General features: G+C 57.2%; 10 protein-coding genes. 6 read left to right on the top strand and 4 right to left on the bottom strand.

Going from position 1 to position 11,582, the window contains the following annotated elements; genetic code table 11:
* The first annotated feature begins 79 nt into the window (after positions 1 to 79).
* The 4 genes from PH7735_RS09285 (at position 80) to PH7735_RS09270 (ending at position 5,553) form a co-directional block, all read left to right on the top strand.
* On the top strand, positions 80 to 652 hold the full coding sequence (locus PH7735_RS09285; RefSeq protein ID WP_058310965.1) for a YceI family protein: 573 nt from the start codon (positions 80 to 82) through the stop codon (positions 650 to 652).
* Between the two features lie 148 nt (positions 653 to 800).
* Entirely contained in the window at positions 801 to 1,757 is a 957-nt protein-coding gene (locus tag PH7735_RS09280; RefSeq protein ID WP_058310964.1) for a hypothetical protein, read from the top strand.
* 142 nt (positions 1,758 to 1,899) lie between these two features.
* Positions 1,900 to 4,323 carry a GcvT family protein gene (locus PH7735_RS09275; RefSeq protein WP_058310963.1) on the top strand — a complete coding sequence of 808 codons (2,424 nt, stop codon included), beginning with the start codon at positions 1,900 to 1,902 and terminating at the stop codon, positions 4,321 to 4,323.
* A 90-nt stretch (positions 4,324 to 4,413) separates the two neighbouring features.
* A complete protein-coding gene (locus PH7735_RS09270) occupies positions 4,414 to 5,553 on the top strand; it encodes a BamA/TamA family outer membrane protein (protein WP_058310962.1) in 1,140 nt (379 codons plus the stop codon).
* An 18-nt stretch (positions 5,554 to 5,571) separates the two neighbouring features.
* Here PH7735_RS09270 and PH7735_RS09265 read toward each other — a convergent pair whose 3' ends face one another.
* The gene (locus PH7735_RS09265; protein WP_058311219.1) at positions 5,572 to 5,982 is read right to left on the bottom strand and encodes a Fur family transcriptional regulator; all 411 of its coding nucleotides are present in this window, start codon (positions 5,980 to 5,982) and stop codon (positions 5,572 to 5,574) included.
* A 337-nt stretch (positions 5,983 to 6,319) separates the two neighbouring features.
* Between PH7735_RS09265 and PH7735_RS09260 the strand changes: the two genes are divergently transcribed.
* On the top strand, positions 6,320 to 7,657 hold the full coding sequence (locus tag PH7735_RS09260) for a DEAD/DEAH box helicase (RefSeq protein WP_474064836.1): 1,338 nt from the start codon (positions 6,320 to 6,322) through the stop codon (positions 7,655 to 7,657).
* A 24-nt stretch (positions 7,658 to 7,681) separates the two neighbouring features.
* Here the strand turns inward: PH7735_RS09260 and PH7735_RS09255 are convergent, their stop codons facing one another.
* From PH7735_RS09255 to PH7735_RS09245, 3 genes are all read right to left on the bottom strand, one after another.
* Entirely contained in the window at positions 7,682 to 8,524 is an 843-nt protein-coding gene (locus PH7735_RS09255) for a PhzF family phenazine biosynthesis protein (RefSeq protein ID WP_058310960.1), read from the bottom strand.
* Positions 8,524 to 9,798 carry a cation:proton antiporter gene (locus PH7735_RS09250; RefSeq protein ID WP_058310959.1) on the bottom strand — a complete coding sequence of 425 codons (1,275 nt, stop codon included), beginning with the start codon at positions 9,796 to 9,798 and terminating at the stop codon, positions 8,524 to 8,526. The genes PH7735_RS09255 and PH7735_RS09250 overlap by 1 nt, the downstream gene beginning before the upstream one ends.
* A 64-nt stretch (positions 9,799 to 9,862) precedes the next feature.
* Positions 9,863 to 10,558: an endonuclease/exonuclease/phosphatase family protein gene (locus PH7735_RS09245; RefSeq protein ID WP_058310958.1), complete on the bottom strand. Its 696-nt coding sequence runs from the start codon at positions 10,556 to 10,558 to the stop codon at positions 9,863 to 9,865.
* 128 nt (positions 10,559 to 10,686) lie between these two features.
* Here PH7735_RS09245 and PH7735_RS09240 point away from each other — a divergent pair, with 128 nt between their 5' ends.
* The gene (locus PH7735_RS09240; protein WP_058310957.1) at positions 10,687 to 11,562 is read left to right on the top strand and encodes a DMT family transporter; all 876 of its coding nucleotides are present in this window, start codon (positions 10,687 to 10,689) and stop codon (positions 11,560 to 11,562) included.
* Positions 11,563 to 11,582: the final 20 nt, after the last annotated feature.

Raw genomic sequence — 11,582 nt, 5'->3', positions numbered from 1 at the left:
ATCGCTGTTCCGCGAGGGGTGCGGCTTTGTCACAGAGGTTTGACTGGGTCGAGAGCCAGAATGGGGTAGGGTCGGGATCATGGTACGCTTTTTCTGGATCGGGCTTTTTGCCCTGACGCTTGTGTTTGCGCAGACCGCGCAGGCCGAACTGCAACATTACGAGTTGGATGGAACCCGCTCAAAAGTCGAGTTTTTTTATAAAACCAGCGAAACACCGTCCAAGGGCGTGTTCCCCGTCAAGGACTCGGACATCCGAATTGAATGGCGCGCCATCGGGCGGTCTTCGGTGGATGTCACGATCGATACAGGGCGCGCGCGGGTGTTCGATCCGATTGCATCGCTGGCGTTGAAAAGCGGCGATTTTTTAGACACCAGCCGCTATCCCGAAGCACGTTTCCTGAGCAGGTCCGTAAAGGCGAAAGGCAAAGGGGCCGTTGTGACGGGTGATCTTACCCTCAAGGGGGTGACGCGTCCGGTGACGCTGGATGTCGCCTTTCAACGGCTGGTTGGCGCACCCGAAGACAATTCCGAGATCGTTCTGCGCATCCGCGGCAGCGTGTCCCGCGCGGATTTCGGGATCACGGCCTTTCCTGATGTTCTGGAAGATCAGATTTCACTGGATTTCATGGTGTTTCTGCGGCGTACGCCCTAGTTTTCGACGGGTTTAACTGCTTGCACTGCCTGCCCACTTTAGAACGCACTTGGTGCCGCATTGCCACGATGTCACAGTTTATCCGGAAACAGATTTTCAAGCCGATCAAGGAGATTTATGTAAAGTAGATACAATTTAAGGTGGTTTCATGTTAGCTCTTTATATGCTGTTGGCCGTAGGTGCCGGAATTGCGATGTTTGATGTTCTGGACGACTCGGATTCATCGTCTGACGAAGATTCTGAAGAGGGCGAAGTTCCTGTTGGCGAGGATCCAGACACATTACCCGAAGCGACGCCCCCTGAATGGGAAGGCGAAGATATTCGTGTGACCGAAGACGGGGAAGACCCCGAAATGGTTGCCCAGGAAGACGTGTATCGCACCTATTTGAGCACCAATCCTGACGATCCGCATTACTTCGATTCCACAATTGTGACCGTGGGGCAGGGCTATAACGACGCTGACGCGGATGAGTTGATCGAAACCAACTATATGGATGACACCTATCAGGTGATCCGCGCGGAACAGGGGCAGGACACCGTCGAGATTGGATTGGGCGACTATGTGGATGTGCGCACCGAGGACGACGCCACGGGCGACGATGTTGCCGGCGAAGAAGGCGATACTGTCATTGTCAATCTGACGGCAGATGATTTGGAAAATGCACCGCGTCTTGAATTGAATGACCGTGGAAGGATCACTGCAGAATACGATGATCACCTGCCGTTGTTCAGGGCCAGCCTTGGATCGCAGGACAATCTGGACATCAACCTGCCCGAAGGGGTCGAGGGCACTCTTGGGGTCGTGGAAGGCACGTCCGAGCTTTACTATGGGACGATGGCGACCGGCGCCTATACGGAAGACCACTACGCCCTTCTTCTGTTTGCGCCCGAGGGGCAGACCCTGCCTGAGGATCTGACGTCGGAAGAAGAGTATATTTACGGCAGACAAATCCAATATGCGCCCGAGGATGTCGAAGGTATCCGGATTATCGGGCTGCTGGATCTTGGTGAAGATTACCGTGGCGCATGGCAGGACGAACCCGATTTTGAACGGGACCGGATCGATCACACGGTGGGGCTGCCTAACATTTCTCAGACGGTCTGATTGGGAAGGGCGCGTGCGTTAACCGCATTTCGCGTCTTTCCAAAGAATGTTTTGCGACGGGAAGTGTCGCAATTCGGCATTTCTGGTGGCAGGGCACGGGTCAGTCTTGGGGAAGATAACCGAAAGACAAAGGCATATTCCCATGCGGACCCAGGCTCAGGCAGTCGTCATCGGTGGCGGCGTCATCGGATGCTCGATCCTTTACCACCTCACCAAACTTGGCTGGAGCGACGTTGTTATGCTCGAGCGTGATGAATTGACCAGCGGCAGCACGTGGCACGCGGCGGCCAACATTCACGGGCTGCACGACAGCGCCAATATCAGCCGTCTGCAACACTATACCATGCGGCTCTATGACGAGCTTGAGTCCGAGACCGGCCAGTCCTGCGGCGTGTTTCGCCCCGGATCACTCTATCTGGCGCAGACCGAAAACCGCGAGCATCAGTTAAAATTGCAGGCCGCCAAGGCCAAGCTCTACGGCATGAATTTCCACGAGATCAGCCGCGACGAGGCCGAGCGCCTGCATCCGCTGGTGAATTTCGATGGCATCCGCACCATCATGTGGGAACCGGACGGGGGCAATGTGGACCCCTCGGGCGTGACCAACGCCTATGCCGTAGGCGCGCGCCAGCGCGGGGCCGAGATCAACCGTTTCACGCCGGTGATCGGCACCGAACAACAGCTCGACGGCAGCTGGATCGTGAAGACCACCAAGGGTGACATTCATACGCAATGGGTGATCAACGCGGCCGGTCTCTGGGGGCGCGAGGTCGCGAAACTAGCGGGTATCGAAGTGCCGCTGCAACCCACGGAACACCAGTATTTCGTCACCGAAACCATCGCCGAGATCGCCGCGATGGATCGCCGTTTGCCGTCCGTGGCCGACCGCGACGGGGAATACTACCTGCGTCAAGAGGGGCAGGGTCTTTTGGTTGGCGCCTATGAAAAGGACATGCGGTTCTGGGCCGAAAACGGCACGCCGCTGGACTTTGCCCATGACCTGTTCCCTGATGACCTTGAGCGGATCGAGGACAACATGATGCGCGCCATCGACCGCGTGCCGGCGGTCGGCACGGCGGGTATCAAGCGCGTCATCAACGGCCCGATGATCTGGTCGCCGGACAGTAACGTGATCCTTGGACCGGTGCCCGAGTTGCGCAATTACTTTATGTGTGGCGGCATCATCCCCGGTTTCTCACAGTCGGCGGGCATGGGGCTGATGGTGGCGCAATGGATCATCGAAGGCGAGATGCAATACGACATGTTCCCTTGGGACGTGGCGCGGTTTGGCCATTGGGCCAACAATCCCGATTTCGTGAAGGCCAAGGTGCAGGATGTCTATGCCCACCGCTTTGCGATCCATTTCCCGAACGAGGAACGCGCCGCGGGCCGTCCGCTGCGCACCCGTCCGGTTTATGAGTTGCAAAAAGACATGGGCGCGGTGTTCGGTCTGAACTATGGCTGGGAGCATCCGCTTTGGTTCGCCAAAGACCCCGGCACCGTGGATACCAACGGTTTCACCCGCCAGAACTGGTGGGGGCCTGTGGGCGAAGAAAGCCGGATGTTGCGGGACCGTGCAGGTATCATCGACATCTCGAATTTTGCCAAATACCGCGTCAAAGGGGCAGGGGCCGAGGATTGGCTGAACGCCGTTTTTGCCAACAACATGCCCAAGACTGTTGGCCGGTCCTGTCTGACACCGCTGATCGGCGTGCGTGGCGGGATCGCGGGCGACGCCACCGTGACCCGCGTGGCCGAAGACGAATTCTATGTCATCTCGTCCGGTATGGCCGAGAGGTATCACAAGCGCTTCTTCGATATGGTGCCGCTGCCGGAAGGAACCACATTCGAAAGTTTGACCGACACCATGTGCGGCTTCAACATTGCCGGCCCCAAGTCGCGTGACTTGTTGCAACGTCTGACCAATACATCGCTTGCGACCGAGGATTTCCCGTTTATGCGCTCGCAATGGATCGACATTGCCGGTGTGCGCGCCTTGGCCTTGCGGGTCTCGTTCACGGGTGATCTGGGGTGGGAATTGCACTGCGCCGTTGAAGATCAGCAAAGATTGTACGAAGCCCTGCTCGAGGCAGGCAAAGCGTTTGATGCGGGTCCCGTCGGTGGACGGGCGCTGATGTCGCTCAGGGTCGAAAAGGGCTATGGCTCATGGAGCCGCGAATACAGCCCCGAATACTGGCCACAAGAAGTCGGGTTCGAGCGGCTGTGCAAGATGGACAAGGAGTTCCTGAACAAGGACGCCGTTGCCGAGGTCATGAAAAACGCGCCACGCGAAACGCTGGTTCTGTTGCATCTGGACGAAGCTGACGTGACTGCATCGAATGCGGATGCGACGGGCGGCGAGCCGATTTTCAAGGACGGGGTCGGAATTGGGCGCGTCACATCGGGTGCCTATGGCTATTCGCTCGGCATGTCGCTGGCGCTGGGATACGTGAAGAACGCCGTGCCGGGCGATCAGGTTGAAGTCATGGTGCTGGGACAGCCGCACAAGGCGGTGATCCTTGATAAGCCTCCATTCGATCCGGACGGAGACAGGTTGCGGGCGTGACCGCATAAGGGTCGACCAAACGCGCAACGTCCTTGCCGGAACCGGAATACCGTGCAACTCTGGCTTGAATTCTTGGCCAAGGGGGGCTGAATGCGCGGTATTCTGAATAAAAACTGGCCAGGTGTCGCTGTTGCGTTTGTTGCTGCCTTGGTGCTGCTGTCTGTTCCGGCAGCGGCAAAAGACAGCATGAAACAGCTTTTGACCGATGCCGATGATGGCAAGTTCGATATTTCCGAATATCTGGCGCGGGGCGGGTTCATTCCCGTGCCAATCATCATCACCGAACCGGCCCTTGGTCAGGGCTTGGGGGTGGCGGCAACCTTTCTGGATTACTCGGGGCTTCCCGATGGCGAAGACCCTACGATCTCGATACTGGGGGTGGCTGCAACGGGCAACGGATCCAAGGGCGCGCTTGCGTTTCGCAGTGGTAGCTTTCGACAAGGCCGGTTCAAATATGCCGCGGCCTTGGGCGGTGGATCTGTTAATATGACCTTCTATCCGACGGGCAACCGCGGATTCACGTTCAACAACCGTGCCAAGGTGGCGTATCTCGAAGGGCGGATGCAGATCGGAAAATCCGCCTTCTACCTCGGACCAAGCATCACACTTGCCAATACAAAAATCCGGCCGGATTTCGGATCGTCTTTTCCGATCCCTCCGGCGCTGACGCAAGATATTCAAATGAACGCCTTGGGGATTTTGACGTCTTACGATTCTCTGGACAATCCCCTGACACCGCGCAACGGGTTGAATTTCAACGCCCATCTACGCCGCTATGACGATGTGATTGGCAGCGACGCAAATTTTGACACGCTGTCTGTGTTCGGCGCCGGGTTTCGGTCTCCCAATCCGGATTGGACCTTCGGGGGCATGGTTCTGGGCAATGCAACGTCTGGAAGCACGCCCTTTTTCATGGAGCCTTCAATCGCCATACGGGGCGTTCCTCTGAACCGCTATCAAGGGGATCGGGTGCTTTCGAGCGAAGTTGAAATCAGGCGGCAATTGAATCCGCGCTGGTCCGTTTTGGGGTTCGCGGGATATGGGCGCGCCACGGCCAACGGGTCGTCGAGTATTTCCAAAAACAACGAGGTTTTTACCGGCGGGCTGGGCATTCGCTACAGGATTGCCAAACGCTTTGGTCTTGATATGGGGCTGGATGTTGCGGTCGGCCCCGAAGACACGATTGTCTATATCCAGCTGGGGCACGCATGGGGGCGAAACCTGAAATAACGCGCAGATCTGCCGCTGTTATTTCTTGATTGGCACACCGTAGAGTTCAAGGCGATGCCCTTTCAGCTGATATCCCAGCTTTTCGGCAATCTTCACTTGCAGGGCCTCGATCTCTGGATCGACAAATTCAATCACTTCACCCGAATTGATATCAATCAGATGGTCGTGATGGGCGCGTTCCGCATCTTCATAACGGGCGCGACCGTCGCCAAATTCCAGCTTGTCCAGAATACCGGCTTCTTCAAACAGCTTTACCGTGCGATAGACCGTTGCGAGCGAAATGCCGTCATCCCTCTGCGAGGCGCGGGCATAAAGCTCTTCCACGTCCGGATGATCATCACTTTCCTGCAAAACAGCCGCAATCACGCGGCGTTGTCCGGTCATGCGCAGACCCTTGGTCTCGCAGCGAGAGATGATTGTGTCAGTCATGATAGGCTGTCCCAGTCGGCATTGGTTTACGGTTTTATCGTCCCACATTGAGATACGCCAGTTCTTTTCCTGACGGTGCGCGCGACTTTATTGCTTGACAGTGGCGCACAATGGCCGCATGAGCCAAAGGATGCCTTCTGCCGCGTGAGCAGCACCCGAGAGCCAGGCTTGGCCGGCGTGACCCGAGGCAACCAAACTAATCCCAAAATCACGCGTGGGGCGAGGGCGAAAAATGGCTGCGGCACAGAGGCCGAGATCGATTTTTTGCTCATCCACACCTGGCCCGACATAGGGCCCCTGTAAGCGTCCCGAATGCGTTGGGCGCGGAAAGCTGATTATTATGACCTTCGACGACCTCGGTCTGCCGAAAACTCTTGTTGCGAAACTGACGAAAACGGGCATTTCCGACCCGACCCCGATTCAGGAAGGCGCGATCCCGCACGCTTTGGAAGGCAAAGACGTTATGGGGCTGGCACAGACCGGCACCGGTAAAACGCTTGCTTTCGGGCTGCCGCTGATTGCGCGCCTTCAATCTTATGGAAGCAAACCCGAACCCCGCACCGCCCGCAGTTTGATCCTTGCGCCAACGCGTGAACTTGCCAACCAGATCAAGGAAAGCCTTGCCGTTTTGGTGGAAGGCACGCCCTTCAAGGTGGGTCTTGTGGTTGGAGGTGTGTCCATCAACCCGCAGATCACGCGTGTTTCGCGCGGCACTGACATTATCGTGGCGACCCCCGGTCGTCTGATCGACCTGATGGAGCGTAAGGCTCTTGATCTGTCGGCCACCGATTTCCTTGTGCTGGACGAAGCGGACCAGATGCTGGACCTCGGCTTTATCCATGCCTTGCGCAAAATCGCCGAGTGGCTGCCAGAAACACGTCAAACGATGCTGTTTTCGGCCACAATGCCCAAACAGATGTCCGAGATCGCAGGCTCTTACCTGAATGATCCTGTCCGTGTGCAGGTATCGCCTCCGGGCAAGGCAGCCGACAAGGTGACCCAAGGGATTCACTTTATTGCCAAGGGCGAAAAGACCAGCCTGTTGATCGAGCTTCTGGATGCGCACCGTGACGAGGCCGCGATTGTGTTTGCGCGCACCAAACACGGTTCGGATCGTTTGATGAAAGCCTTGGTCAAAGCCGGTTACGAGGCCAACGCGGTTCACGGCAACAAAAGCCAAGGCCAGCGCGAGCGTGCGATCAAGGCGTTTCGCAGCGGCGAGACCATGGTTCTGGTGGCCACCGATGTTGCGGCACGTGGTCTGGATATTCCGGAAGTGCGCCACGTCTATAACTATGATCTGCCCAATGTGCCCGAAAACTATGTCCACCGTATTGGCCGGACGGCCCGCGCGGGTATGGACGGCGCTGCGGTGGCCTTCTGTGCACCCGATGAAGTCGATGAATTGAAAGCCATTCAAAAGGTTATGAAAATCGAAATTCCGGTGCTGTCGGGAACACCTTGGATGGGCATGGATGATCCGTCACACAAATCCAAGCCCAAGCAAGCGCGCCGTCGCAGCGGGCCGCGTCGCGGTGGTCCTGCCGGTGGCAAGCCAGGCGGAGGTCGTCCCGGTGGCGCAAAATCCGGCGGCAGCCGCCCTGCAGGCGCAGGAAAACCAGCCGGCGGAGGCCAGCGTCGCCGCCGTCGCAGCAACGCCAAAACCGGCAGCTGATCTGCTAATACAAGACAGGTCGCCTCAGTAGACGAGGCGGCCTTCCATCACTTTCTTGGCCTGACCGCTGATTGTGACAGCCCCGTCGAGGGTCGTGACACCGATCACGCTGGACCGGCCCATATCGTCCCCTTGATGAATGCGCAGGGTGACATCGTTTCCTTCAATATCCGCAAGCAAGGCACCCAAAGTCGCGCAGGCACTGCCTGTTGCCGGATCTTCGGGGATGTTGTCGAGCGGCGCGAACATTCGCGCATGCACAACGTCGCCTTCGCGAACATAGGCGAACTGCGCAAAATCCAATCCTGCCGGATGGGCCTTGGCCCCTTCGCGAAAGGCGGCCACATCGGTTTGCAACGCAGACAGGGTGTCTTTGCAGTCAAGCTCAGTGATCGTAAAGGCAAGGCCCAGCGTTGCCATAACGGGTGCGTGGGCCTGTGTCAGGATCGCGTCGGCAGAGATGCCCAAGGCACGCGCCACCAGTTCCGGCGCAGGAGAGGCCAGCCGTTCCAGCGCGACCTCGGTTGTGAACTGGGCACTGCCGTCATAGGCGCGACAGGCCAGCGGGCCAACCCCGAGTTCCAGAACCATATCCGGCCCATGTCCCGTATCTGCCAGCGCCACGGTTGTGCCGATGGTCGGATGCCCTGCAAAGGGCACTTCCATGGTGGGTGTGAAAATGCGCACCTTGGCCGTGTGATCGCCGTTTTCAGGCGGATAGACAAACGTCACCTCGGAAAAGTTGAACTCTTTGGCGATGTTTTGCAGATCGTCCTCGGGCAGGTGGGTTGCATCAGGAAAGACAGCTAACTGATTGCCACCAAAGGGTTTGTCGGTGAACACGTCATAAACAGCATACTCGGTCATTACATCAGCTCCGGTTCGCGGCCCAGTTTGCCCGCAAGCGGCGCAATTGTCAGGCCCTGTACGATGATTGAGAAAATAACGACAATATACGTGGCCGTCAGGATCAGGGGTTTCCATTCATTGTCTGGCAGAGACAGCGCCAGAGCAACAGAAATCCCGCCTTTGAGACCACCCCATGTCATGATCGGAATGACACCCGGCCCAAAGCTGCGGAAGGGTTTCAGGATCAGGATGGGCACTGCCACGGCCACCAGTCGCGCAAACAGCGCAAGACCAATCGCGAGCACACCCGAGACCAGATATTCCATATCAAACGCGACGGCAAAGACCTCGAACCCGATCAACAAAAACAGGACCGCGTTCAGGATTTCATCAACCAGCTTCCAAAAGGCATCGACGTATTCCCGTGTCTGTTCGCTCATTCCGTGTTTTGTGCCGATGTCACCGATGAGAAGACCGGCACAAACCGCCATGATCGGGGCCGAAACATGCAGCGCCACGGCCAGTTCGTATCCGCCAAAGGCCAATCCGAGTGTCAGCAAAACTTCAAGCGGATAATCATCGATCTGGCGCATCACGCGGAAGGTGATCCACCCCAAAACCAGCCCGAGAACCGCGCCGCCAACGGCCTCTTGTACAAACAGAAGTGCCGCATCATCCAGTTCAGACGCTCCGTGGTCTACCGCGCCATGCGCATCGCCATGACCCATCCCCGCAAAGGCAATGCCCGACAGCACGAGAAACACAACATAGCCCACGCCGTCGTTGAACAGGCTTTCACCGGCAATTTTGGTCTCCAGCGATTTGCGCAGGTTTGCCTCGCGCAGCACACCCAGAACCGCAACCGGGTCTGTCGGAGAGATCAACGCCCCGAACACCAGCGCAATCATCAATGGCATGCCCGTGATCCAGCTAAACCCGAAACCGACGATGGTAGTTGAAAGCCCAATGCCGATTGTGGCCATCAACGCGACGGGAATCCACTGGGCCTTGAGATCGGCCAGTTTGACATGAAGTGCACCGGCAAACAGCAACAGCCCCAACATGCCTTCGAGCAGGGCATCGGAAAAGTCGATATCGTTGACCATGTTGCGCGCGGTGTCGGCAATGCCGAACTGGGGGGCTACAAAATCAATCCCCAAGAGGGCAAAACTGGCCAGCAAGGCGACCACAAGGATACCAATCGCGGACGGCAGACGCAGATAAAGATAATTGATCGCGCCAAAGACGCCGGCCATCACAATCAGAAATGATGTGATTTGAAGGAAATGCATGAAAACTGTCCTAATTCAGATATTTGCAGTTGGCCTAGCATGGGCATGCCAGCTGGCTCAACCATCAGGTGCGTTGAATATCAATCCAGACGGGAAGGTGGTCTGACGCAATATGTGCGGGCCGTTCGCGGTGCACTTGGGTGTCGGTGACCTTGATCCCTTTGCTCAGCGCGAAGGCGTCCAGTGCGGCGATCGGACGAGGTGCCGGAAAACTGTGACCTGTGTCGGCGAAAGTGACACCGGGTGTCGCGGCATCAAGCGCCGTTTTTGATCCCCATTCGTTGAAATCACCGGCAAGAACCGTGGGCATGCCACCTTTGTCGCGCATGTGCCGTGTCAAAAGGGACAGTTGCATCAGCCGGTATCGCCGGATCAGGCCAAGGTGGGTGCCGATAATACGCAATGGTCCGATCGGGGTTTCGAGTTCCGCACAAATCGCCCCTCGGGGTTCCAAACCCGGCAGGTCGAGTTTTTGGCTGTCTGTCATCGTAACAGAGCCTTTGACCAGCATGGCATTGCCATGCCACCCGAGCGAGCCGCCCACTTGTCCAAAGGGCAGAATATGCCACCCATGATGGTTCAGAATATCGTGCGGCAAGGCAGCGGGGCGCGGTGGCAGGCGTTTGTCCGCTTCCTGCAGGATCACGATGTCCGCTTTCAGCGCGTTGATCACCTGAAGGGATCGATCCGGTCGACGGCGCATGTCGAGCCCAACGCATTTTTGCAAATTATAGGTCGCGATACGCAGCGTGTCAGACATAGGTTCTTTCCGTTTGAACCCATGTGATGACACGCACCTTCACGCATTGCCAGAGGTTGTTATGTCGCTACGCAACGTTCCTTTTGTAAGTGCTTGACTTTAGGGCAGTTCGGCGCGCGACTGCGGGAATGGAACGCAAATCACATATCGATACCTTCGGGGTCACGGCGCTTGTTCTCTTTGCAGGGGTGCTGGCCTTCAATCAGGTGGTCATAAAGGTCACCAACGGAGGGTTCTCTCCGGTTTTTGCCGCGGGCGTGCGCTCGATCATCGGTCTGGTGGTGGTTGCCATCTGGATGATGTGGCGGTCCAAACCCTTCACACGCACAAGGCCGGTTGTCTGGGCCGGCATTTTGTCTGGCGCGCTTTTTACAATAGAATTCGTATGCTTATACCTGTCTCTTGATCTGACAACCGTGTCGCGGGCCAGTGTCATTTTCTATTCAATGCCGGTTTGGCTGGCGTTGGTCGCCCATTTCATTTTGCCCGGCGAACGGCTGACCAAGACACGGGTGATTGGTCTGATCCTTGCGATGATTGGCGTTGGAATTGCCCTTGCCGACAGACAGGGTGGAAGCGCATCAATTTTGGGGGATGTTCTGGCCTTTGTTGCGGCCCTTGCCTGGGCGGGGATTGCGCTTGTGGTGCGTGTGACGCCGCTGGCCAAGGAAAAGCCGGAAACGCAGTTGATGTGGCAACTGATTGTGTCGAGCATTGCACTCATTGCGGTTGCGCCCCTGTTCGGACCGCTCACTCGAGACCCGCAACTGGTTCATTTTGCTGGTCTTTTGTTCCAATCCATCGGTGTGGCGGCAATTGCCTATTTGTTCTGGTTCTGGCTGATGTCGATCTATCCGGCGTCAAGCGTTGCCTCTTTCAGCTTTCTGTCACCCGTCTTCAGCGTCTTTCTGGGCTGGTGGTTGCTGGGCGAACAGGTCAGCCTGTCGATCTGGGCCGCACTAGGGCTTGTGGCCTTGGGTCTGACCCTGATCAATCGCAAATAGCCCGCCAGCCACTGAAGGTA

This window comes from Shimia thalassica, from assembly GCF_001458215.1.
Classification (GTDB): Bacteria; Pseudomonadota; Alphaproteobacteria; order Rhodobacterales; family Rhodobacteraceae; genus Shimia; species Shimia thalassica.
This window is presented reverse-complemented; position numbering and strand designations above follow the sequence as displayed.

Excerpts from the sequence above, each read along its gene's own strand:
- PH7735_RS09285 (WP_058310965.1), top strand. The coding sequence starts at position 80 with ATGGTACGCTTTTTCTGGATCGGGCTTTTTGCCCTGACGCTTGTGTTT.
- PH7735_RS09280 (WP_058310964.1), top strand. The coding sequence starts at position 801 with ATGTTAGCTCTTTATATGCTGTTGGCCGTAGGTGCCGGAATTGCGATG.
- PH7735_RS09275 (WP_058310963.1), top strand. The coding sequence starts at position 1,900 with ATGCGGACCCAGGCTCAGGCAGTCGTCATCGGTGGCGGCGTCATCGGA.
- PH7735_RS09270 (WP_058310962.1), top strand. The coding sequence starts at position 4,414 with ATGCGCGGTATTCTGAATAAAAACTGGCCAGGTGTCGCTGTTGCGTTT.
- PH7735_RS09265 (WP_058311219.1), bottom strand. The coding sequence starts at position 5,982 with ATGACTGACACAATCATCTCTCGCTGCGAGACCAAGGGTCTGCGCATG.
- PH7735_RS09255 (WP_058310960.1), bottom strand. The coding sequence starts at position 8,524 with ATGACCGAGTATGCTGTTTATGACGTGTTCACCGACAAACCCTTTGGT.
- PH7735_RS09250 (WP_058310959.1), bottom strand. The coding sequence starts at position 9,798 with ATGCATTTCCTTCAAATCACATCATTTCTGATTGTGATGGCCGGCGTC.
- PH7735_RS09245 (WP_058310958.1), bottom strand. The coding sequence starts at position 10,558 with ATGTCTGACACGCTGCGTATCGCGACCTATAATTTGCAAAAATGCGTT.
- PH7735_RS09240 (WP_058310957.1), top strand. The coding sequence starts at position 10,687 with ATGGAACGCAAATCACATATCGATACCTTCGGGGTCACGGCGCTTGTT.